Source organism: Shewanella sp. YQ_9, from assembly GCF_043103185.1.
Taxonomy (GTDB): Bacteria; Pseudomonadota; Gammaproteobacteria; order Enterobacterales; family Shewanellaceae; genus Shewanella; species Shewanella algae.
Map to the genome: position 1 here is coordinate 72,713 of NZ_JBICJO010000007.1, position 23,512 is coordinate 96,224.

Here is a 23,512-nt window from a genome sequence, read left to right on the forward strand (position 1 = left end):
CTGCATGCCGTCACACCTATTTTCAGCTTAGCAGGATAAAGAACACCCGCGCGAGTGGCGGGTGTGGTTTTGCGTTTGCTTCAGTCCGGTTGGTGCTTGGTTCAACCTAGAACTTTACTGGTGCTTTACTTGAGCGGTTCGCTCAGCTGGCGTCTAATGTTACTCACCAGCCACTCGCTGACATCATGGCCATTGTTGCTGAGCATCTTGGGGAACATGGAGATGGGCGTCATGCCCGGGAAGGTATTGATCTCGTTGAGCAGTATCTCGCCTTCATCGGTAAGGAAGAAGTCGATACGCGACAGGTGGGACAGCTTCATGCCCTTAAAGGCGCGAATGGCATAATCGCGTATGGTATCGATTTGCGCTTGGCTCAACTCGGCCTCGACCTTGGTCACCGCCTTGCTCTTGGCATCATACTTCTCATCGAAGCTGTAAAAGGTGTTGTTGGCGCAGATGATTTCACCAGGCACTGTGGCAATCACTTCACCCTGGTATTCATATACGGCCACTTCCAGCTCCCTGGCTTTGATGGTCTTTTCCACCACCACGTAGGGGGAGTAACTGAAGGCCTGCTCCAGCACCGAGGGGATATCATCGCCGTTGTCCACCCGGTAGCAGCCGACGGATGACCCTTGGGATGCCGCCTTGATAAACAGTGAGCCCCATTCATTCAAGGCCTCACGGCAGCGGGTGTTGGCCGCTTCACCGGCTTCACTGAGAAACAGATAAGGGGTATTGGGGATACCGAGCGCACTGAACCACATCTTGGCCGTGACCTTGTTGAAGCAGTTGCTGCTGGGTTCGGAGCCGCAGCCGAAATAGGGCAGGTTGATCAGATTGAAATAGGACTGAATATCGCCGGTCTCACCCGGATAGCCGTGAATGCAGGGGATCACATAGTCCACCGGCCAGCTGGGCTCGGCCTCATCGAAGCGCACTTCACGGCGATTGGTCAGCTCGCAAACCTGGCGCTGCTTGGTGTGGTAGTGGCCGGCGGCGTCCAGCTCCAATCTGAGCACTTCCATGTCGGGAATATTTGCCAGGCAGCTTTCGATATAGTCAGCCGACATCAAAGAGATACTGTGCTCGGCGGCCCCGCCGCCACAGAGTAACAAGATATGGGTTTTGCTCATGAATTCTCCTGACTGAGCGGCCTGATAAATAACCTTGGCCGATATTATGCCTGCTTAGACAGGCCTTGAGTATAACGGCAGCTGACGCTGGCTCTCATCTGGTTATTTTGCCGCCAGAGCGAAGCGGGCCGTAAATCATTGGGCTCGGTTGCTGTTTTCGTTATAGTCATGGCCACAGTCATAGTTTCTGCCATAGCCATAATCTCTGCCACAATCACTGCCACAGCCTATCGGCCAGCCCCGAGGCCCGGCGCGTGAGGCGACGACAGGCGCCGTCAAACACTGAGCTGTTACCCAGGCAGCAAAAATGTTGTTTGGCGCGGGTAATGGCGGTGTAGATCAGCTCCTTGGTGAGCAGTTGCAGCTGCGCCGGACTCGGGCTTGGCGGCAACACCAAGGCCACAGAATCAAATTCACTGCCCTGGGACTTGTGCACTGTCATGGCAAAACAGGTCTCGTGGCCTGGAAGACGCGCCGGCAACACCTTGAGCACACTGCCGTCGGCCTGAATAAAGTGCGCCAGCAGCCTGTTGCTGTCACGGTCGGGCAGAATAACGCCGATATCGCCGTTAAACAGCCCCAGGTTGTAATCGTTGCTTTGGATGATCAGCGGCCGGCCCGGATAAAACTCCTGCTGTGGGGCGATCAGTCCGGCCTGTTTCAGCACTTGTGTCAGTTGCCGATTGATCCCTTCGACACCGAAATCGCCGCCACGGGTGGCGCACAGCAGTCGAAAGCGATTGTAACGGGCGATGATCTCCTCGGCGCCAATGTCCGGCCTGTGCACCACTTCCAAATAGTCGCGGTAGTGCTCACAGGCCTGGCTGAGAAGCTGAGCCAGCCCCTGCTGCTGTTTACCTATTTCCAGCCACTCAAGCTCTTGATAACCGCCATTCCAGGCCGCAGTTATCGCGGCGCCATCACTGAGGTTGACCGCCTTGGCCAGCACGCCTATGCCGGCATCGCCGCGGAATCTGTGGCTGTGACGCAGCATACAAAGATTGTTGCCTATGCCGGGGGCGAGATTGACGCAATCGCTGAGGTCAAAGCCGGTGAGCCTTGTCAGGGTTGCGGCAAACTCGGCGCTGTAACGCATGCGCCAGTCCTGCTGGTGGCGCAGACCGGCGCAGATATCGGCGAGCACGGCGCCGGCTTCCACCGAGGCCAGTTGATCCTGATCCCCGAGCAGTATCAACCTGGCATTGGCGGGCAGGGCATCGAGCAGCCGGTCCATCATAGGCAAGTCCACCATGGAGGCTTCATCGACAATCAGCAGATCCAGATGCAGCGGGTTGTCTTGGTGATGACGGAATTTGTGCGAGCCGGGGATCACCCCCAGCAGGCGATGCACGGTGGCGGCTTCTTCGGGGATCTTGTCTATGGCGCCAAGGTCAAGCTCGGCAGCAAAGGGCATAAGCTCTTTGGCCAGGCGCTGTTTGGAGGCCTTTATCGATTCGGTCAGGCGCGCAGCCGCTTTACCCGTGGGGGCCACCAGACGTATGTTCATCTCACTGCCGAGACACAGGAGCATCAGCAGCTTAGTGACTGTGGTGGTCTTGCCTGTGCCCGGGCCGCCGGTGATCACCGCCAACTGGCGACAATAGGCGGTGGCGGTGGCGACTTTTTGCCAATCGCGTTTGCCGGAATTTTCACTATTAGTTTGAGTTTCACTATCAGTTTGAGCTGCACCATTAGTCGCTGGGCCAGTATGGCTGGCGGGCGGCAAAAACAGGCAATCCAGCGCGCGCCGCACTTCGTCGGTGGCGGGGTATTCAGTGGCGGCCATGGCGGTGAGTCGCCGGGCGACCCGGCACTCAAAATCATAATAGCGTTTGAGGTAGAGGCGGCCAGCGTCGAGGATCAAGGGTTTGTCTTCACCCGGGGCGCCGACGGCGGCAAAACTGGCCACCGCCAGCTCAAGGTTTGCCGGGTCGGTATTGAGGCGCACACTGGGGCGGGGCTCTGCCAGCGGATTATCAAACGCTATGCTCCCCAGTGGCAGGCAGGCGTGCTGCGATGATAACTGGCGGCTCAGCAGGGCGCACAGCAACAGAAACAGCGGTGCTGGCTCCCGGTGAATGGCGGCCATCTGCAGCGCAAAGTGGCGGTCGAGCGCCGTCAGCAGCCGCTGCTCTTCCCATTGCTTGAGCAGCGCAGTAACAGCTTGGCTGCTTTGCAGTATTGATGGGCTATCTGTCATAGACTCAACTCCAACTGAGGGGCGCTCGAGGGCGACTCGCCCTTGAGTAAGGCATCCAGGGCCAGGATCACCGCTTCATCCGGCCTGTCCACAAACACCCCGGCGCCGGGATGAGCCGCTGACATGCCCCGTAGAAACAGATAACAGCAGCCGCCGAAATGGTTTTGATAACAATAGTCCGGCAGTTTGAGGCTCAGATATCTGTGCAGCGCCAGGCTGTAGAGCAGGTACTGAAGATCGTATCTGTGCTCGCTGATGGCGGCGGCCATCTTGTCCTGGCGGTAATCGCTGAAATCGTCCCCAAGATGGTTGGATTTATAATCGGCAATATAGAAACGGCCCTGATATTCAAAGGTAAGATCGATAAACCCCTTGAGCATGCCCTTGAAGGCATCGAAGCGCAGTTCACCGCCATAACCGTGTTTGGCCAGCAAGCGGCTGAGCTCGGTATCGATAAGCTGGGTATCGCCGCCAAGGGGCAGATAAAACTCCATCTCCACCAGCTTTTGGCGCTTGCTGAGATCAACCAGGCGCAGACTCTGCCCCTGAGGCAGAGCGATGTCGGCGTTAAGCAGATCCCGATACCAGTCATAAAGCACATCTTGCCAATCGCTGTCGATGCCGTATTGCTGCATCGCCTGGGGCAGATGCAGCAAGAGTTCCTCCTCGGCCTGGGTAAAGTCGATTTTCTCCAGCACCAGGTGCATAAAAGAACCGGCATTGGCGCCGCGCTCGAAGCTGAAGCGGTTGGCCTGCAAGACATCCTGTGGTTCATAGACAGAGGCAGGTTCGATTTCAAACTCCTCATCACCGGCGCCCGGCAACACCCGCTCGTGGGGCAGATGTTTGACCAGGCCGGAATAGCTGCCGACCCGCCAGGGCGCGCCTTGACGCGCCGCCGGCACCTGGGCACAAAGTGGGCTTGGGGAATGGTTTTCAGTGCCTTGAAGGCGACTTGGGTCTGCATCGCCCATCCCGGTCAAGGAGATGGCCTCGCAAACAAGGGATGCGGCGGCGCTTTGCAACCTGTCGCCGTCACAGTCCTTGTCTTCAATGCCGAGCAGATAGCCTATGGCTGTGTCTTTCAAAAAGCTGTTGATGCCCGTCTTGTTCATGCGGCAGTGGTTGGCCAGCCCCAGATAACAGCGATATACGGGCCGGGTCAGCGCCACATACAAGAGGCGCAGATCTTCGGCCAGCGTCTCGCGTTTACAGGCTTCCCAGCCTTCGTCACTGGCGTCCAGATCCCAGACTAATTGATTGTCTTTGTGGTACAGCATGGGCGAGGGGCGGCGACTGCCGTCGCGGGCCAAACTGACAAAGGGGATGAAGCACACAGGATATTCCAGCCCTTTACTCTTATGGATGGTGACTATCTGCACCAGGTTTTGTTCGCTGGCGAGCCTCAGCTGCTGCTCTTCACGGCTTTGGCCGGAGAGCAGTTCCTGCTCAAACCAGTTGACCAGGGCGCTCATGCCTTCGAGCTCGGTGGATTTTTGCTGCAGCACTTCCGCCAGATGGCGAAAATCGGTGAGACGCCGCTCGGCGTTGGCTTCTCGGCCAAGCCGTTCCAGCAGCTGCCAGTGATCAGCGAGATTGAGCAGCGCCGGCATGATGCCGCGGCGGCTCCAGAGCTCATGCAGCGACATGAAGGTATCGAGCACCTCGGCGCGCAGTGTCTCAGATTGGTTGAACTCATGGATCTTATTGGCGCTGAAGCCCAGCAAGCGGCAGGCCAGTGCCGAGCGAATCGCCCGTTCATCCCTGGGGCTGGCGAGCGCCTTGAGGATAAGGGCGATTTCCCGCGCTTCCTCAGTGCCCATTACCGAGTCGCGGCTGAGGAACACGGCGCCGATTTGGCGATTATTGAGCGCTTGTTGCATGACGGCGGCTTCATTTCTGTCGCGCACTAAAATGGCGATATCCCGGGCGCGCAGCGGCTGCTCACTGCCGGTGAGGCGGCACTCGCCGCGGTTGGCGGCATTGAGCAGGCGCACGATTTCGGCAGCAGTATCTTCGGCCAGCAGTTTACGGGCCTGGGTCTTGTTGAGGCCCTTGTCCGGATCTTCCTTGAGCAGCCTGAGCTGCAGCGCCGCCGAGTCTGCGCCGGGCGCGAGCAGCTGTTTGCTGCCTGCGTCCTTGGCCTTGACCGGCTCGAACGGGATGGCGTCGCTGATAAAAGGATCGCTGCGGTTGGCAAACAGGCGATTGACCGCTGCAATCATGTTGCTGGCCGAGCGATAGTTGGTGTCCAGATTATAGTGATCGGCGGTATTACGCCTGGCCTCAATATAGGTATAGATATCGGCGCCGCGAAAGGCGTAAATCGCCTGCTTGGGATCGCCTATCATCAACAGCGTGCGACTTGGATCAGGCTTGGGTTCAGGCTCGGCGCCGGCATCCGCATCCTGCTGTGGCAATTGCGCCGGGTAGATGCCGGAGAAAATTGCAAACTGCAGCGGATCCGTATCCTGAAATTCGTCGATAAGTGCCACCGGGAAGCGTTTGCCTATTTTCTGCTTGAGCTGCTCACCTATGGCAAGGCCGCTATCCGGCGCCGTCCGGGTCAGGCCGTCTATGGCCTTGGCCAGGGTCAGCAGCAGATCGTCCGGGCTCAGCAAGTTGCGCTCGGCCTTGAGCTCGGCAAAACGCTCGGCTATCTGGGCTCTTGCCTGATAGAGAAATGCCGGAATAAGCGAGTCTACGCTGTCTTTGAGCGCTTCTATCTGCGCCAGTAGCGGCGCCTGTTGTGCTGTAGGGATTTCGCCGCCTTTTCTCAGTTTCAGTGACCCGAGAGCCAGGCTGTCCAGGAGTTTCGGGGTCGGCAGCCCCTGATGATACTTGGCCCAGTTGTCCATCTGCTCCAGCATGGCCGTGAGCTTGGGGTAGCCATCGGCCTGCTTGCCATAGCTGGTGCCGTTGAGCGGCAGGCTGTGGAGCAGGGCCTCGGTGGCGTCCCTTTCTCTTGGCCAGCTCAGTCGCAGTCTTGCAAGCTGAGTCTGCAACTGCTCGGCATATTGGTCGAATTTCCCCGGGTCGCGGTTGGCGCTCGCTTGACTGGCGCCGAGCAGTGGTCTCAATTCGCGCCCCAGCGTATCCGGAGTGGCATAATGGGCGGCTATCGCGGTCGCCAGCGCTGTTGGCAGCCGATAGCAGACATGGCGCCAGAAATCGCGCACACTCTGGCGCAGGTATTCGCTGTCATCCAGGGCAAATTCCGACTCGAACAGCAGCGCCGACTCAAAGGCCATATCCGAGAGGATCCGCTGGCAAAAGCCGTGAATGGTAAAAATGGCGGCTTCATCCAGGCTCTTGAGCGCCAGATCCAGCTGTTTGAGGGCGGTTGCTCGCTGAGTTGGCGGGCAGCGTTGATAAAGCTGCTCGATAAAATCGTCTTTGACGCTTAGGCCGATAAAGCGCTGATAACAGCTGCGGATCCTTTTGCGTATTCTGTCGCGCAGCTCTTCGGTGGCGGCGTTGGTAAAGGTGACCACCAGGATCTGCTCACAGCTGAGGCCCGGGCGCTCAAAATCACCCAGCAATAAGCGCAGATAGAGGCCGGAAATGGTGTAGGTCTTGCCGGTTCCGGCACTGGCCTCAATCAGGCGCCGGCCGCTCAGCGGTAAACTCAATGGCTCCAGTGCTTGCATATTATTCCTGCCCCATCTGGGTAAAATCGGCCAGGGCGGCCAGTTTGTCTTTGTGGTAAAGGCTGATAAGCGGCGCCAAAATCCCCTGGGCCAACCCCGGGAAACTCAGGCTCTGCTTGAGTCTGAGTTGCCAGCCGCCTGGCAACCCCGCACTCATGTTGCTCAGCGTAAACTCATCTTCACTCAACTCATCTTCACTCAACTCAGGTTCACCAGCTTTGAGCTCAAAATCCGCCGCCGTGCCAGCATAGGTGCTGTCATCAAGGGTTAAACCAAAGTCATCCGGAAAGCGGAACAGGCGGGCGTTATGGGGATCCTGGCCGTCACCGAACCCGGCATCATCCAACCAGGCGCTCTCGGCCTCAGCAAGCCGCAGCTGATGTTCAGTGTCAATGGGCAAGCCATCTTCTACCTCGGCGCTGAAGTACGCCATGGAGGTTTGCGCCATAAAGGGCAGTGGCCTATGCTGCCCCAGCTCAAACAAGGCGGCCAACTGACCCAGCAGGGCCTTGGCGGACTCGGCCTTGAGCGGCGCCATGGCGTGGAAGTGACCGGCATCCAGCAGATAGCTGTGTCTGTGAATGCCGCTGGCATTTAGGCACAGATGGCGAATATAGAGGCTCAACAGATCCTTGGGCTTGGTGGTACCCGGCCTTAAGTTGACCAGCCCCTTGGGGTAGCAGTCTTCGATACGGCCACAGAGCAGCAGCTCGCGGCCATTGACCTCAAGCTTGAGCGCTATTTCAACGGCATCGGGCTTGGGCAATTCGGCGCGAAGAAAACGGGTACGCTCCACCGCCGGGGCGATATCGCGGCGGTATTGATCCAGCAGCAGATCGTCAAATGGCGCCATCGGCAGCAGACCTTCGGCCTTGAGCTTGTCGAGCAGGGTTTCATCCAGCTCTCCGCGCTCGTCTTCCAGCGCATCCTGCATCATCAGCAGCTGCAGCTGATAGCGTTGCAGGGCGTTGAGCTCAAAGGGCTCATCATTGTCCTGACTGTCGATATCCAGCCTCAAGTCCAGCTGCAGCACCCGCTGGCAGAAATACTGCGCCGGGTTGCGGAAAAAGCGGATCAGCGCCGAGAGTTCCAGCTCCGGCTCCTTGAGGGCGGTTTCCTCGCCCAGCTCATGCTCAATAAAAGGCGCCGGGCTTTGGGCGGCAAACATCTCCCGGGGGCACCACTGGGTTGCAAAACTGCCGGGCAGCTCGCTGTCACTGTAGAGCCGGGCGTCGAAGGGCTGCAGCGGTTGCTGAATGATGAGGCGTTGCATCAGCGCATCGGCCGCCAGATCGCCAAGGGCGGCAATCTCATCGGCATCTGTGGGCACTGAGGACGGCGTAAATTGCGCCTCGTCCGGGCGGTAACACAGCTGAATGTATTCCAGCAATTCCGATACCAGCATGGAGGGAATACGCTCACTGTTATCGCGCTCGCTGTGGCCTATGTAACTGATATAGAGCTGATCCCGGGCCGACAGCAAGGCTTCGAGAAACAGGTATCTGTCATCCAGGCGTCTTGAGCGGTCGCCACGTCTTGGCTTTTCATGGGCGGTGAGATCGAACCCCACAGGATGTTGCACCCTGGGGTAGACGCCATCGTTCATTCCCAGCAAACACACCTGGCGGAAGGGGATGGAGCGCATCGGCATCAGGGTACAGAAGTTGACGCTGCCGGCGAGATAACGCTGACCGACCCTGGACTCACTCAAGGTTGAGTTGAACCATTGCCAAACCACTGTCAGCGGCAATACCCCGCTAAAGCCCGACAGTCGCAGCTCTTCGGCGAATCTGTCTATGGCCTGGCGAATGTCGTTGATCTCTTCCCTGGCATCGTCTTCCTGGGCCAGATAAAAGGCATCGAGCAGGGCGTTAAGCTGCGCCACCCGATCTTCCGGCGGGGTTTGCTGCTTGAGCTCTTCCCTGAAGTCATCGAGCGCTTCAATAAAATTCAACAGCTTGCCGAGCGCCTGCGCCGACTGGCCTTCAATACCGGCCAGCGGCAGATCGCCCTGATACAGCTCGGCATCATCGCCCAGGGCATAGCCCAGCAGCATGCGGCGGATCCCAAAGGCCCAGGAGTGTTTGTCAAACCCGGGCAAGCCCAGTTCTTCGCGGTTGTGACTGTCGCGGCCCCAGCGAATACCGGCGGCCTTGAGCCAGCCCTTGAGCTGCTCCAGCTCCTCCTGGGCTATGCCAAAGCGGGCCAGCACTGCGGGCACTTCGAGAATACTGATGATGTCTGTCAGACCAAAGCGGCTCTTGTCCAGCGCCAGCAGGTTGAGAAAACCGGCAATTAAGGGGGATTCCTGGGCCGCGCCGCGATCGGCTATGGCATAGGGGATGAAATGATCGCCGCTCTTGGCGGAAAACACCGCATCGATATAGGGGGCGTAGGCGGCCACATCGGGCAGCATCACCATGATGTCCTTGGCGGCCAGCGAAGGATCGCTGCGCAGGCGATGCAGCAGATGATCGTGCAAGGTTTCCACTTCCCGCAGCGGGCTGTGACAGCTTCGCAGGGTGATGGAGTCGTCGGTGGCGGCCAAGGGCCTGCGCCGGGCGATATTCAGGTATTTGCTGACATCCGGCCCCAGGGGTTCGCCTAAGGTTTCCATCTCCAGAATGTCATTTTGAATGCCGCCGAGCAGGGTATCTGTGTTGCCTGGGTGAAACAGCTCTTCCAGTTCCAGCCGCTCAGGTGGCAGCTCCAGCACCATATCCAGCAGCTCGCGGCCGAGACGGCCGTTATTGGCCAGAATGGGATTGCCCACTTCCAGCTTGTCTTCCCAGAGCTCGGGCAACTGTTTCTTGCCCTCAAAAGCCAGCGCCATTCGCGCCCGCGCCCTGGGTTCTATGATATCGCCCCAATAGTGACGACAGGGGCTGAGGCTCAGCATCACTACCTCGATGCGACTGGCGAGCGCATAGAGTACATCCAGTGTTTGCGGCGCCATCGAGGAGATCCCGAACACGAACAATCTGGGCGGCAGGCCTTCCAAGGCATGATCGTTGCCGCCTGTCAGCGTTTCTATCAGCGCCTGGTGCAGATTGGCCCTGTGGTAATGGCTCTGTTGCAACTCCTGATTGTTGTAACGCACCAACTCGCGCCAAAGCTCGGGTTGCCAGGCGTCCTGCGGCGCTATCTCCAGCGGAGATTCATTTTGCTCCCAGCCGAGGATCCATTCCGGACGGTATACCAGATATTGATCGAAAATATCGGCGATACGGCCGCTGAGTTGAAACAGTTTGAGCTCGACATCGTCGCCCAGATAATGTCTGAGCGGTGCAAAATTGTCTCTATCCAGAAGGGAGGGCAACAGTGCCATCAGTTTCCAGGTCATCGCCGCCTTGGTAAAGGGGTTTTCCTTGGGCACATCATCGAGCAGCAGATAACAGAGCTGCCAGATAAAGCTGGAAGGCAGCGGAAACTCCTGCGCCGCCGCCACGCCGTTGTGGCGCGCCAGCTCCAGGCGGAGCCAGGTGGACATGCCGGGGCTTTGCACCAGAATTTGCTCGCAGCTAAGCGGCGACATGCCGGGGACGCCATCGCGAAGCCGGTCTGCCAGGGTGGCCGACAGCAATTCCATCTTGTTGGACTGGATAAGAGTAAACATAGGCAGCAGGGTTACCTGGCTTTGGGCCGTTTATTGCTTTGGTGCTCTATTCTAGGTGCTTGATTTATCGGGTTGCAAATCTTGTTTCAGCAGTTTGAACCACAAAGCGCGGGACTGGCGGATAAAGCGGCGTTTATATATCGCCGACTCCTTGGAAGCGTCTTGATACTTGAGCTGAATATAGAGTGAGGTCCAGCTTTCTATCTCCTCTGTCAGCGCCGGCCAGCGCGCGGCAAGCGCCGCGGCGTAATTCATAGGCCCCAGGGAAGTCTGCCTTGGCAGTCCGAGCCTGGCAGCCTGGCGGCATACCTTGAGATAGTGACGGTTGATGTTGTCCGGGCCTCTTTTAAGCCGCAGCAGGCCAGTGGTGAACAAAATGACGATAAAGGTAAGGGCCATCACCCCGAGGACCAAGGCTGCCAGACGGCCGATACTCACTTCCCCCAGCAGTTTGGAGAGCACTTCTTGCTGGCGCGCGTTGTCAAAACCCAGTACCCAGACGCTCCAGTAGTAATCCAGGCTGGCGAGCCTGAGTCTCAGGCTGTTGTACCAGTCGCTGGCCCGCACCCCGGCAAACGGCAGTTCGGAAAGATAGCTTTCTTCAGGGCTGAACAGGGAGTCGAAACCCTGCTCAATTCGTTCGGGCGCTATCATGGCGGTGGGGTCGTAACGTACCCAGCCTTTACCTTCGAGATAGACCTCACTCCAGGCGTGGGCCATATATTGATACACGCTGAGATAACCGGCCTGCGGGTTGTATTCGCCGCCCTGATAACCGGTGACAATGCGGGCGGGCAAGCCGGTGGCTCTGGCCATGAAGGTGAATGCCGAGGCGTAGTGAACGCAGAACCCGGCGCGATTTTCAAACAAAAAGTCGTCCAGTTGCTGCGGCCCCACCGGTGGGGGCGTCAGGGTGTAGAAAAAGGGCTGGCTGTTGAAATACTGCATCATGGCCGTCAAGCGCTGCTCGGCTTGCGGGTAACGGCGGGCAAAATCGGCGGCAAGTTTGCGGCTGCGGGGGTTGATTTCATCGGGGAGGCTCAGATTGAGCTGCCGCAGCGGTGCTCTCAAGCGGTTATCCAGGGGGGCATCCGGATAGCTCATCACCCGGTATTGCAACCTTTGTTCTACCGGCCTTATGGCATAGAGGCGAAAGTCCGGCAGATTCACCAGGCGCGGATCCATACTGTAGGCGAGATCCAAGCCGAATAGCCAATGCTGGCCGCTCGGCTCGGCTATGATGCTGTAATCGATAAAAGGCCCTTTGGGGGCGCCGGGTTCGGGGCGGCGATTCATGATAAAGCTCTCTTGCTGCAGCGCCTTTATTCCCCGTGACTGCTGCCAACGTTTGCCGTCATATTCCTCCAATACCAGTGCGCGCCAATACCTGTCTTCCGGAGCCGGTATCTGGCCCTTGAAACTGGCGCGAAATGCCAGCTCGTTGGACTTGGTCAGGCGCGAGATATCACCAAAGCTCAGCTCATCGGACAGGCCTGTGGTACTGCTTTTCATCTGCGGCACCATCCAAAGCGGACTGAAACGCGGCAGCACCACAAAAAGCAGCAGCGCCAGCGGCAGACTCTGTGCCAGCAGCACCAGGGTTAGCTTGATCTGGCGATTGAACGAGGCCTGTTCGTGGTAGAGGCTTGCCAACACACAGGTGTTGAGCGCCGCGACCAGCGAGAGTTGCAGGGCGTCGAGCATCTGCTGATGGTCGATAAAGGTGAGGGCGATAAGAAAGTAGCCCACCAGTACCACGGCTTTGACATCGCGGCGACTGCGCATTTCGATATATTTGAGGGAATAGCCGAGGATCAACAAGTTGACCAGGGCATTGAGCAGGCCAAGTTCGCGACTCACCAGCGCCAGCGTCAGCGCCGCAGCAATGGCCAGCACAGTCACCAGCACTCTGGGGGGCCTGGCGACCTTGCCAAGATAGATCCCCAAGCGCCAGACAAAACAGATGGCGCAGATCCCCAGGGTTCCCAGGGTGATTTTGCCAGCAAGCGGCGCCAGCACTGCCAGATTGGTGATCAGCAGCCAAAGCAAGGTGCGGCGGGTGATGATCTCCTCCGAGGTTTCCTTGAGCGTTGCTTTCAAGCGAACGGCTTTCATCGGCCGGTACCTTCAGCCTTACCTGGATAGAGCGCCAGGGCTTTGAGGCATTCCTGACGCTGAGGTTCGCCTTGAGAAGGCGCTATGGTCCTGCTCGCTAACTTAAGTCCCCAGGTTTGGCCTGAATGGGCCAGTTGATTGACCTGATAACTCAGCTCACCCAGGCGCTTTTCCAACTCATCGCCGGTTAACTTGCTATCAAGCTCCAGCCACAAGGGCGCCCCCTGAGGCTCGGCAAACTCCTTGCTGAGCATGCCTCGGCCCTGAGCCCACTGTTTCCAGGCCACCTGTTTGAGCGATTCACCCGGAACATAGCTCTTAAGACCGGCGTATTCATCGACGCCGCTGAGCCACTCGCCACTGTCTTGGGATTCGGGGACGTGTTCACTGCGCCCCAGTTTAGCTGTGCTGACCACAGGCGCTGGAAACACCCATTGACTGGTGTCGAGATCCAGATGAGACCAGGCGCGACAGAGCCCCAGAGGGTAGCAGGACTCTACCTTGAGTCTACCTGGATGCCAAAGGCCCCTGGGTCTTGGCTGCATGGGCACCAAAGCCGTCTGCTCCTGGTTATCTACACAGGAGACAAAGACTTGCCGCTCTCCCGGGTAGCTGAAACCGAGCCGAAACAGGCTTCTGTCGGCACTGACGGTCACAGGGAAGGAGAGGCTGTCGCCGGCGTAGGCTTGGGGAGGCTTACGGGCACTGAGTCTCAGTCCCGCTAAGTTGCGGTAACTGTGAATGATGCAGGTGTGAAACACGCTGGCCAGTACTATGGCCAGGCCGATCACCAGGTTGTTTTGATAGTTGGTGCCGAACAGAAACAGCAGCAGTACCAGCGCCAGCCAGATAACGCCGAAGCCGCTGGGAAGAATAAAGATGCTTCTGTGGCTCAAACGTTGCTCTTTGGCGGCGGGAATACGCCGTGACAACCAGCGGTTGAACCGGGCAGAGAAGAGGGAGGTCACAGAGGCCATCTCGTTGTTACCGAATGGGATTAATGGTGCCGAGTAACTTGGCCGATAACTGCTCGCCCTGAAGTTGGCTCGAATGCCGCAGGCGGTGCTCGGCAACAGCGCCAAACACTGCTTGCACATCTTCGGGCACCAGATATTGACGCCCCTGGATATAGGCCCAGGCCTTGGCAGCCGCCAGCAGCGCCTTGGTGGCTCTGGGGGAAAGGCCATAGCCTTCGTTTTGGCTGCGGGAAGCTTCCACCAGCGCCAGAATATAGTTAAGCAGGGCGTCGGAAGCGGCCACCTGCTCGCACTCCTGCTGCAGTTGATCCAGCTCGAGCGCACTCAGACACTGGGGCAGGGGCTGGTTGCGCTCTTGCCCTTTGAGCATGGCCAACTCGGCGTCCTGGTTGGGATAACCAATGGAGAGGCGCATCATAAAACGGTCCAGCTGGGATTCCGGCAGTGGAAAGGTGCCTGATTGGTCGGTGGGGTTTTGGGTGGCGACCACAAAAAAAGGATGCGGCAGCCTGTGGGTCACACCGTCGACAGTGATCTGCCGCTCTGCCATCGCCTCGAGTAAGGCACTCTGGGTCTTGGGGCTGGCGCGGTTGATTTCGTCGGCCAGCACCATCTGTTTGAAGATGGGGCCTGGGTGGAATACAAACTCAGATTGCTGCTTATCGAAGATGGAAACCCCGAGAATATCCGCCGGCAGCATGTCGCTGGTAAACTGCACCCGCTGATAACTCAGGCCTAAGGTTTGTGCCAGTGCGTGGGATAAACTGGTTTTGCCCATGCCCGGCAGATCTTCAATCAGCAGGTGGCCGCGGGCCAGTAAACAGGCCAGTGCCAGCCGTATTACCCTGGGCTTGCCTATCAAAACTTGCTCGAGTTGCTGCAGTACCTGGGTTATCTGGCTCTTGGACACATTGGCTTCCTTGTTAGATGGTCACTGAAATCAGTTCCGGCTCCGTCTGGATGAACTGAGGTCTGAAATAGAAACCTTGCACTAAATCCACATCCAAAGCCAGTGCCTGAGACAGGTGCTGCTCGGTTTCAATTCCTTCGAGTATAGTTATTTTTTGGCAGGACTTGGCAAAATTAAGCAGATTTTCCAAAAGCTTAGCCATGAGCGGTGCCTTGATGGCACTCAGCCAGTGACGGTCGAGCTTGATGCAGTCGATGGCAGTCAGCAGTTGCAGCGACACCATGGCATGGGGAGCACCGACATCATCGAGTGCCACGGTAATCCCGCGGCGGTGCAGTTCCTTGAGTAGTGCCTGGGCTTTATCGGCGTCATTGACACAGGTGTTTTCTATCAGCTCTACCGTCAAGCCTCCGGTTTGCTGCTGATATTTGTCCAGCGCCTGCATCATGCATTGACAGTTGGCGCTGTCCAGCGCGTGGGGATCCAGATTCAGGTGCAGCCTTGGCGTTTTAGGCGCCTGATTGAGTTGCAACAGCTTGGCTTGCAGTTCTACCGCCGCCAGGGCGCGGCTGTCTCTGTGCAGCCAGTCGAATACCAGATTGGGCGCCAGCGCCTTTCCCTCTTGATTGTAAAAGCGGGCCAGGGCCTCATAGCCCTGAATGGTCAGGGTCCGGGGACAAACAAGTGGCTGATATTCGCAGGCAATGTGCCGCGGAGGAGAAAGATCCATGCAGTCATCAACGGAGTTAGCTAAATGAATGCTAATTATTCCCATTATAGCCGTGGGATAACAAGCCCATTTACCCCACTAAAGTACCGAGCGCTGAAAAATACAGCGAGGAACAAGCGCTTTAATATCAAAGCGTTGGGAAATTGACTCAGTGCCAATTCACCGCCGCTTCAATAGCGGCGGCCAAGCTCTGTTTCACTGAATTGTGGCAGCGCCTGTTGTTGACGCAGCTCATAAATCTGCCGGTAGGTGAATACGGCCTGCACATAGGAGCGGGTTTCACTGAAGGGGATGGTTTCGATAAAGCTCATCACATCCAGTTTGCCATCGCTCTGCTTCAACCAACGCTTTACCCTGTGAGGGCCAGCATTGTAAGCGGCAACGGCCAGCACCCGGTTGTTGTCAAACTGTTCCAGTAGCTTGGTGTAGTAGGCGCTACCGAGTGGCACATTGATGGCCGGGTCGTACAAACTACGACTGCCGTTGAACGTCAGTTTGAACTCTTTTGCGGTTTGCTTGGCGGTGGCCGGCATCAGTTGCATCAGGCCTCTGGCGCCCACTGACGAAGTCGCATAAGGGTAGAAGGCGCTTTCGCGGCGGGAGATTGCGCGAATTTCATTGACATTGACCTTGAAGTCTTTGCCTGCCCGGGTAAAGAAAGGGTCTGCTGCATAGGGAAAGCGCATCTCCATATCATTCCATAGCCGGGCCTGAATACTGGCTTCAACCGCCAGCGCGTCCCAACCTTGCTGCTGAGCGTAGACTCCGTACTGGGCGCGCATCTGCTTGTTGTGGCGGGCGAGCATTTGGCTCCATTCGATGCGGGCATCGACCAGTTTATCCAGCGCCAGCAGTTCAGATACCCGCGCCAGCGCCTTGTCATCGGCGAGTCTTGCCTGCATTTGCGCCTGGGATTGAGTCGGCACATGCGCCAGGTTAGGGGCGACACCGAGTTCGGCGGCGGCCCAGAAACCATAGAAATTACGCTCTTTGCTGAGTGCTTCGAGCATGGCATCGTCCCGGCCATTGACCCTCAGGTGCCAGTAGCGCCAGCGGGCATCGTTGCGGCCTTCGTCGCTGAGCAGCGGCAGAAAACGGCGGATATCGGCGTCATTTTGCTCGGCAATAGCCCAGCGCAGACGGCGCTCGGTCAGATCGTCGGCCTTGAGCAGCGGCAGCATGGTGTCGATATGATCTCTAAGCCCCTCGTCCTCGACGATAAGCGCTCGCCTGACCAGATAACGGTTGAGTTGTCGCCCTTGGAAATCGCTGAATCTGCCGGCTTTTTCATACTTGACGTACAGGCGAACTGCCTGACGCAGATCTTTGCGGGCCAGGCGCTTAAGCCCGGCGGACACTATATCGCTGTAGATGGGGGCATCGCCATCAAACTGATTCATGTGCCTGAGGCGATTGGGATCTTTGTATACCGCCTGCAGCAGCTTGGCCTGGCTCTGATGCTGAGTCACTTTACGCCCCAGATACTGCAACAGGCCGCTTTGGCCGGCATCAAAGGCCAGCATCATCCGCGACCAAATCAATTCCTGAGTGCGGTGCCCGGCCTTGCTCCAGGCATTGAACAGGGGATCGCACTCCTTGGGACGGGAGCGACCATAGAGCCAGAGTTGGCGAGCGCCATCCCAGGCGACCTGAGTCTCACCCTGGCCAAGCTTGGCCCGGTAAAAATAGCATTGCAGCTCTGTGGCTCGGGGAAGTTCCGGGGAAATGGCCAGAAAGTCTTGCCAGCGTTTGTCGGCACCGGCTTGCACCAGGTACCTGTGGCGGGCACTGGCGTGCAAGGGTGAATGCTCAAACTTGTCCAGTGCCTTTAGCGCCTTTGAGCCAGAAAGCGCCATTATGTCATCCAGCTCGGCGTGAAAATCCAGATAGATATTGAGTGGGTAATCCTTGAGTTGGGCCCTGAGCTTGCGATACTCCTCAAGTTGGCCCTTATCCAGCGCTTCTCTGGCCTTTAGGTAGCTTTGGCGTTGTTGCTCCAAAGCGGCAGGTGCCTTGGCCGCATGGCCTATCCCGGGAAACAGCATCCAGGGAGTGGATACTGCCAATGCACTCAAGGCAACGCTGCCGGCGAGGGCGATTCGGGTCAAGGCTCTGCGCATCTAAAACTCCTTGTTGATGGCCTGGTTCACTTGAGAGCGGGGTTGAGCTCAGGAAGCCAGTTCGCTGTCCGGCTCTGTATCCTCTATGGCATCAACCTCCTGGTCTGTCGGCAAGGAAGTCTCTGTCATCGCCTTTTCAAGCAACTGTTTATCCAGTTGTTTACTGGTTTCAACGCCCAACTGTTGCATCTGGTGAGCCTGGCGGACAAGGTTACCCCTGCCGGTAGCCAGCTTATTCATGGCGCCGTTGAAACACTTCTCTGCATTGTCCAGCGCGCGCCCGAGTTTGTCCATATCTTCCAGATAGCCACAGAGTTTATCGTAAATTTTTCCGGCTTGCCTGGCGATCCTCTGTGCATGTTGGTTCTGATACTCGTAGCGCCAGATGTTATTGATGGTGCGCAGTGCCACCAAAAGATTGGTTGGGCTGACGAGCATGATGTTGTTTTCGAGCGCAAAATTAACCAACTGCGGCTCTTGTTCCAGCGCCAGCAGGAAGGCGGGTTCCACCGGAATAAACATCAGCACATAATCCAGGCTCTTGATGCCGTGCAGTTGCTGGTAGTCCTTTTGACTCAGGCCTTTGATATGACCGCGGATAGAGTTGATATGTTCACGCAGCGCCAAGGAGCGCTCTTCATCGGTTTCGGCATTGTAGTAGCGCTCATAGGCTAGCAGTGACATCTTGGCATCTATCACTACATCCTTGTTGGCCGGCAGGTGGACGATGACATCGGGTTTAAAGCGCTTGCCGGCATCATTTTTCAGATCCTGCTGCACGTCATACTCGTGCCCTTGTCTGAGGCCACTTTCCTGCAGCACCCGCTCCAGGATCACTTCCCCCCAGTTGCCTTGCTGCTTGTTGTCGCCTTTGAGCGCCTTGGTGAGGTTGACCGCATCCTGGCTCATGCGCAGGTTGAGCTGCTTGAGATCTTCCAGCTGGTGTTTCAGTGAGGAACGTTCACTCCGCTCCTGTGAATAGGATTCATGAATCTGTCTTCTAAATCCTTCGAGTTGTTGCTTCAGCGGCCCAAGAACACCATCCAGCTGCGATAGATTTTGGGATTTTAGCCTTTCGCTTCTGTCTTCAAAAATTTTGTTGGCCAGGTTTTCAAATTGCTCTTTCAGGCGGGCTTCACTGCGTTCAAGCAGTTCAATCTTATCGTTGAGCGCCTGTTGCTCGGCGTCGAAGCGGGCGCTGATTGTCTGCTGCATGGCATTGGACTTTGACAGGTTAAGCTGAGTTTCCAACTGCTTGCGCTGAGCATCCTTGAGTTGCTGTTCAAGGTCGGGCACCCGCTCGGCAATGGCCTCTGCCTTGCCGAGCTGGGACACCAGCCATTCGGCTTTTCCCTGGCTGCTGCTGAGTTGTTCGTTGAGTTCGCTGCATCTTTGTTCATGTTGCAGCACCAACTGGTCTTTGATCTGTTGCCAGCGGCCGCGGGTCATGCGCTGATTAAAGAGGGCGCCAAGCAAGATACCCAGCAGTAATACGGCTGCGGCGGCAATGAGTTGAGGCGCGGAAATTGTGGTGGCCAAGTCCATATCATGTCCCTTGAGTGCAAAAAGATGAGCGGAAAACCCGGATAGAGTCGCAGAATGAGTCAGGGCCTTCAAGGCCCAGGGCATGCAGACTCAGGATAAATGGCCAAGAGTTGCCCATTTTGTACCCCTTGTCAGCCAAGGTTCAGCCAATGGAGCCGCAGGAATTATTCCAGCAAGAAATTTTTCTTTGCCTGCCTGGGTCTTATAAACTGAATTGACTGCAGCTATTGAGAGGTCTCTGTGAGCAATAAAAAATTTAACCAGGGTATCGGCAGGCAAATGCCCTGGGAGTTGCCGGCAACAGAAGTCACGCCGGAAGCCGTGTTTCGCGATCGACGCAACATAGTCAAGGCGTTGGGGCTCGGCGCCATAGGTGCCAGTATTCCCGGCCATGTTCAGGCAGGCCTGTTTGACCTTTTTGGTGAAAAGCGCGAGAGCGAGGCATTTGTGACCTCAAATCTCAACTATCGCAGCAACCCGAACTTTCAATTACCGGGAAGCCTGACACCCCTTGACAAGGTGATCCGCCATAACAACTTCTACGAGTTTGGCACAGGTAAACAAGATCCCTTCGAAAACAGTCAGGACCTCAAGGTCAATCCCTGGATGCTGAAAGTGGAAGGCGAGGTCGAGCGCCCTTTGATGCTGGATTATGACGATCTGCTCAAGTTGCTTCCTCTGGAGGAGCGCCACTATCGTTTGCGCTGTGTCGAGGCCTGGTCCATGGTGATCCCCTGGGTCGGCTTTCCGCTGGCGGCTTTGCTGGCCAAGGCCGGAGTTAAATCCTCTGCAACTCATGTGGCCTTTGAAACCCTGTTTGATCCCGAGCAGATGCCGGGGCAACGCAATCGCTTGATGGGCGGCGGCATTCATTATCCCTATGTGGAGGGATTAAGACTCGATGAGGCGATGAACGAGTTAAGCTTCCTGTCGGTGGGCCTCTATGGCAAGACACTGCCACCGCAAAATGGGGCTCCCGTGCGTTTGGTGGTGCCCTGGAAATACGGTTTCAAGAGCATTAAATCTATCGTGAAAATTAGGCTTTTGGATAAACAGCCGCCGACCAGTTGGAATCAGCTGGCACCCCATGAATATGGTTTTTATGCCAATGTGAACCCCAAGGTGGATCACCCGCGTTGGTCACAGGCGACAGAGCGGCGGATTGCCGAAGGTGGGATCTTCTCTGCCAAAAGGATCCCTACCCAGATGTTCAACGGTTATGGCGAGCAGGTAGCCCATCTTTACCGGGATCTGGATTTAAGGAAATATTATTGATGCGCTTAGATCCCAAGCTACTGCCTTGGTTAAAGGCGTTGCTGCATCTGGCGGCCGGTTTGCCACTGCTTTATTTGGCTCTGCAAGTGGTGACAGACAGTGCCGGTGGCGATCCTGTGCAGTATATTATCCATTTCACCGGCAAAGGGGCACTCAACGCCTTGGTGGCCACCTTGTTGGTATCGCCAGTTGCCAGAAAATTCAAACTGGGGTTGTTGATGCAGACCCGGCGTTTGCTCGGACTCTGGGTATTTGCCTGGGCCTGTTTACATATTCTCAGCTATTTCAGCCTGGATCTGCTGTTTGCCTGGGAGCTGCTACTCAGTGAAATTATCAAGCGTCCCTATATTTTGGTGGGGGCCAGCGCTTGGTTGTTGCTTGCTGCGCTGGCGCTGACCTCGTTCAAGGCATTGCAGCGCCGGATGGGGCGACGTTGGCAGCAACTGCATTACAGTATCTATGCCATAGCCCTGTTGGTACCTGTGCATTATTACTGGTCGGTGAAGTCTGAAATCATTGAGCCCAGTCTTTACCTTGCTGCCATGTTGCTGTTGTTGGCGATAAGACTGCCGAGATTCAACTGGTTTAGGCGCCTTTGGCCGGCAGTTTGAAGTTCAGGCGTGTGTGGCCGGGCAAGCATAGTCAGGCATCGGCACTGGGTGAGGCAAAGCTGTAGCGCTTCTTTAGTGCCAGTTCCATGGAAGCCTGAGGTTGTGCCTGCTTGGCCTGGTACATGGCACTGTCGGCAGCGCCGATGAGTTCGGCCAAGGTGTCGCCATGCTCAGGATAGAGACTGATGCCGGTACTCAGGCCGACTTGCAGTTGTTGCCCTTGCCAGGGGATATCGGCACCCAAGGCATGAATCTTTTCCAACACGGCACAGACTTCTTCGCGGCTATTTATCGGCTCCAGCCAGATGATAAATTCATCGCCGCCGATACGGGCCACCAAATCCGAGCGTCTTAAGGTCTCTCGCAGCCTTTTGGCGATTTCCACCAGCACTGTGTCACCGGCGCTGTGGCCAAAGTTGTCGTTAATGGGTTTGAATTTATCCAGATCGATAAACAGCAGCGCCGCTTTAAGCTGTTGACGTTGGCAACGTACTATGGCGTTTTCCAGCTCGGTGGTGGCGGCACCGCGATTGAGTGCGCCGGTGAGATCGTCATGATCCGCCAAATATCTTAATCTATCCTGTTGCTGCTGCAACTGACGGGTTTGCGCCTCCACTTCCAGCTGTAACTGCTCCTTTCGGGCTGTAGTTTCCATCAATGCCTGTTTCATATTGTTGAATTCATTGGCCAGCTCCGAGAGTTCATCCTGTTGTTCCAACCTGATACGGCTGTGAAGATCGCCTTTGGCCAGATCGCGAATGCCGCGTTTCAAACTGCCCAAGTGGCGCCGAAAACGCCTCAGAGTATGCAGGGTAAAGCCTGTCACCAACAGGGCAATGGCCAGCAGCAGGGCGCCGTTGAGATAGAGATGACTGAGCTGCAGTATACGGGCTCTGTCCATGGTGTAGTGTTGAAAGCGAAACAGATCTTCGCTCATGGATTGAATGCTCATATTGTATCTGGACAGCAACATGCTGCTGACCAACTGATCATCTGCTATCAGCGACAGCTTGGGCAGGGAATGCTCCAGCAGGGTACTGATGTTGCTGCTCTGGCGTTTTAAATTGGCCAATAGCTGCTGTTGCTGCTCATCATCGACCTGAGTGTTACTCAAGAGGGCGTTGAGGCGCAGCAGATCCCGCTGGGTATTTTCAACTGCCCGGGTATCCCGGTATTGCTGCAGCAGCCACAAGTTGGAGCGCAGCAGATCCAGATGCAGTTGCAGCTCCACCAGTTTGTGCATCTGCTGGAATGTCTGCTGGGAAAAATGGCGCTGTTGCAGCAGTGACAGCGCCAGTACCAGCGTCAGGGTGATGCAGAGAATGACCAGAATATTGAGGCGGCTGGATAGCTTCATTGCTGCTCCACCAAAGACATGTGTTGTATCTGATCCAATGCAGTGGGATCTATGACGCTTCTGAAATCCGGTAGCTGCCGGGCTTCAATGGTGCCGCTGGCCATGGCCCAGCGGGCTTGTGACTGCAGATTACTGAGCAGGCTGTTACCCAGCGACAGACGGAACAGGTAGTCGGGCCAGAGGGCGGCAACCTCCTCTGTTGGCAGGTGCAGATACTCGGCAACCAGTTGACGGGCTTCCTGCGGGTGCAGAACAATAAATTCACTGGCGAGTTTCAACGCCTTGAGGATCCGCACATGATGTTCGTAGTACGCTTGGTTGTCGGCCTTGCGACTGATGAGATTGAAAGAAAGGCTATATAATCCCCGGCTGGGGAACTCGCTTATCTTGCCCGGTTGATGCTTGAGCAACTGAAATCCGTAGGGCTCCCAAACTGAAATCGCATCCACATCGCCAGCCAACAGCGCCGGTGCCAAGCCAGACGGGCGGATATCCACCCTAACTGGCGCCAAGGCTGGGTGTCCGGCAATATTCAGTATGGTATCGAGAAAGTACTCGCTGGCACTGCCGGCAACGACTCCAACGCGTTTGCCATCCAGTTGCGCCGGGGTAGTGATACCGCTCTGGCTCAGGGTTAATAGCTTAATGTCGTTATCCGATTCGGCAAAGCTGGCCAGCACGGTAAAGTCGGTTCGCTCAAAGCTGTTGAACATCACCACTGACTCTGAGCTGGTGGCCAGATCCGCCCTGTGATAGAGCAGGGCCTCGAAACAAAGATCGCCACCTTGAAGTGGTTGCAGCACCACATAGACGCCTTCGCGGGCAAAGAGTTCGAGCTTATCGGCAATGATGACAGGGGCTGAAAGCAGCGAGGTGGACACGGCGATGCGAACCGGGGTCTGATTGAGTAAAACAGGGGAGGTTGGTTGCCTGGGCCCGCTGAGCCAGATAAACAAGAGTAGCAGCAGAGCCAAAGGCACTAGCATCTTTCCCATAGTGGTTGCTGCCCTCCATTCGTCACAGCTTTGAGCCCTTATCTTTTCAAACTGGGCCGTTTGTACCTAAGTGTAGTGCAAACAAGAGGGTGCGCTATAAAGCCTCATAATTTTCATGGGATTATTTGGAATAATCCGGACGAATAATAGGTTGGGGATTTGAGCGGATACTTATTGCTTTTTGTTAGGCACCAGAAACTTTCAATAACGGAATGAAATTTAAAAGATGGAATAAACAGTTGTTGGACAGAAAGGGTTTATATCATTGTTATAAA

The 23,512-nt window shown here is 56.5% G+C and carries 14 protein-coding genes; 2 read left to right on the top strand and 12 right to left on the bottom strand.

The genetic code is table 11. The annotated features are described in order from the left end of the window. Positions 1–125: 125 nt before the first annotated feature. The 10 genes from ACF8D4_RS02150 to rmuC all read right to left on the bottom strand — a co-directional run bounded on the left by ACF8D4_RS02150 (position 126) and on the right by rmuC (position 18,999). Positions 126–1,136, bottom strand: a complete 1,011-nt coding sequence (locus tag ACF8D4_RS02150) for a D-alanine--D-alanine ligase (protein ID WP_096141706.1) — start codon at positions 1,134–1,136, stop codon at positions 126–128. A gap of 214 nt (positions 1,137–1,350) precedes the next feature. Beyond that, positions 1,351–3,336: an exodeoxyribonuclease V subunit alpha gene (recD, locus tag ACF8D4_RS02155; protein ID WP_392468253.1), complete on the bottom strand. Its 1,986-nt coding sequence runs from the start codon at positions 3,334–3,336 to the stop codon at positions 1,351–1,353. Beyond that, entirely contained in the window at positions 3,333–6,986 is a 3,654-nt protein-coding gene (recB, locus tag ACF8D4_RS02160) for an exodeoxyribonuclease V subunit beta (protein ID WP_392468255.1), read from the bottom strand. The genes recD and recB overlap by 4 nt, the downstream gene beginning before the upstream one ends. Before the next feature lies 1 nt (position 6,987). After that, on the bottom strand, positions 6,988–10,602 hold the full coding sequence (recC, locus tag ACF8D4_RS02165) for an exodeoxyribonuclease V subunit gamma (protein WP_392468258.1): 3,615 nt from the start codon (positions 10,600–10,602) through the stop codon (positions 6,988–6,990). Between the two features lie 51 nt (positions 10,603–10,653). Continuing rightward, positions 10,654–12,717 (bottom strand): transglutaminaseTgpA domain-containing protein, encoded by a 2,064-nt coding sequence (locus tag ACF8D4_RS02170; protein WP_335900068.1) that lies wholly within the window; start codon positions 12,715–12,717, stop codon positions 10,654–10,656. Continuing rightward, entirely contained in the window at positions 12,714–13,814 is a 1,101-nt protein-coding gene (locus tag ACF8D4_RS02175; RefSeq protein ID WP_392468260.1) for a DUF58 domain-containing protein, read from the bottom strand. The genes ACF8D4_RS02170 and ACF8D4_RS02175 overlap by 4 nt, the downstream gene beginning before the upstream one ends. Then, complete coding sequence (locus ACF8D4_RS02180) at positions 13,702–14,604, bottom strand: MoxR family ATPase (protein WP_044734412.1); 903 nt, start codon at positions 14,602–14,604, stop codon at positions 13,702–13,704. Before ACF8D4_RS02180 ends, ACF8D4_RS02175 begins: the two co-directional genes overlap by 113 nt. Before the next feature lie 13 nt (positions 14,605–14,617). Further along, the gene (locus ACF8D4_RS02185) at positions 14,618–15,334 is read right to left on the bottom strand and encodes an EAL domain-containing protein (RefSeq protein WP_025009651.1); all 717 of its coding nucleotides are present in this window, start codon (positions 15,332–15,334) and stop codon (positions 14,618–14,620) included. 170 nt (positions 15,335–15,504) lie between these two features. Continuing rightward, positions 15,505–17,379, bottom strand: a complete 1,875-nt coding sequence (locus ACF8D4_RS02190) for a transglycosylase SLT domain-containing protein (protein ID WP_190535896.1) — start codon at positions 17,377–17,379, stop codon at positions 15,505–15,507. Positions 17,380–17,502: 123 nt separating this feature from the next. Then, positions 17,503–18,999 (bottom strand): DNA recombination protein RmuC, encoded by a 1,497-nt coding sequence (rmuC, locus tag ACF8D4_RS02195; protein ID WP_208128114.1) that lies wholly within the window; start codon positions 18,997–18,999, stop codon positions 17,503–17,505. Positions 19,000–19,278: 279 nt separating this feature from the next. Between rmuC and msrP the strand changes: the two genes are divergently transcribed. Beyond that, on the top strand, positions 19,279–20,274 hold the full coding sequence (msrP, locus tag ACF8D4_RS02200; protein ID WP_221056207.1) for a protein-methionine-sulfoxide reductase catalytic subunit MsrP: 996 nt from the start codon (positions 19,279–19,281) through the stop codon (positions 20,272–20,274). Further along, a complete protein-coding gene (msrQ, locus tag ACF8D4_RS02205; RefSeq protein ID WP_044734415.1) occupies positions 20,271–20,885 on the top strand; it encodes a protein-methionine-sulfoxide reductase heme-binding subunit MsrQ in 615 nt (204 codons plus the stop codon). The genes msrP and msrQ overlap by 4 nt, the downstream gene beginning before the upstream one ends. Before the next feature lie 31 nt (positions 20,886–20,916). Here msrQ and ACF8D4_RS02210 read toward each other — a convergent pair whose 3' ends face one another. Both ACF8D4_RS02210 and ACF8D4_RS02215 read right to left on the bottom strand, forming a co-directional pair. Next, entirely contained in the window at positions 20,917–22,242 is a 1,326-nt protein-coding gene (locus ACF8D4_RS02210) for a GGDEF domain-containing protein (RefSeq protein ID WP_025888076.1), read from the bottom strand. Beyond that, complete coding sequence (locus tag ACF8D4_RS02215) at positions 22,239–23,237, bottom strand: ABC transporter substrate-binding protein (protein ID WP_028779269.1); 999 nt, start codon at positions 23,235–23,237, stop codon at positions 22,239–22,241. Before ACF8D4_RS02215 ends, ACF8D4_RS02210 begins: the two co-directional genes overlap by 4 nt. Between the last annotated feature and the right edge of the window lie 275 nt (positions 23,238–23,512).

Coding starts and splice junctions, on each gene's coding strand:
- ACF8D4_RS02150 (WP_096141706.1), bottom strand. CDS start 1,136: ATGAGCAAAACCCATATCTTGTTACTCTGTGGCGGCGGGGCCGCCGAG.
- recD (WP_392468253.1), bottom strand. CDS start 3,336: ATGACAGATAGCCCATCAATACTGCAAAGCAGCCAAGCTGTTACTGCG.
- recB (WP_392468255.1), bottom strand. CDS start 6,986: ATGCAAGCACTGGAGCCATTGAGTTTACCGCTGAGCGGCCGGCGCCTG.
- recC (WP_392468258.1), bottom strand. CDS start 10,602: ATGTTTACTCTTATCCAGTCCAACAAGATGGAATTGCTGTCGGCCACC.
- ACF8D4_RS02170 (WP_335900068.1), bottom strand. CDS start 12,717: ATGAAAGCCGTTCGCTTGAAAGCAACGCTCAAGGAAACCTCGGAGGAG.
- ACF8D4_RS02175 (WP_392468260.1), bottom strand. CDS start 13,814: ATGTGCAAGCAGTGTTTGGCGCTGTTGCCGAGCACCGCCTGCGGCATT.
- ACF8D4_RS02185 (WP_025009651.1), bottom strand. CDS start 15,334: ATGGATCTTTCTCCTCCGCGGCACATTGCCTGCGAATATCAGCCACTT.
- ACF8D4_RS02190 (WP_190535896.1), bottom strand. CDS start 17,379: ATGCTGTTTCCCGGGATAGGCCATGCGGCCAAGGCACCTGCCGCTTTG.
- rmuC (WP_208128114.1), bottom strand. CDS start 18,999: ATGGACTTGGCCACCACAATTTCCGCGCCTCAACTCATTGCCGCCGCA.
- msrP (WP_221056207.1), top strand. CDS start 19,279: ATGCCCTGGGAGTTGCCGGCAACAGAAGTCACGCCGGAAGCCGTGTTT.
- ACF8D4_RS02210 (WP_025888076.1), bottom strand. CDS start 22,242: ATGAAGCTATCCAGCCGCCTCAATATTCTGGTCATTCTCTGCATCACC.
- ACF8D4_RS02215 (WP_028779269.1), bottom strand. CDS start 23,237: ATGGGAAAGATGCTAGTGCCTTTGGCTCTGCTGCTACTCTTGTTTATC.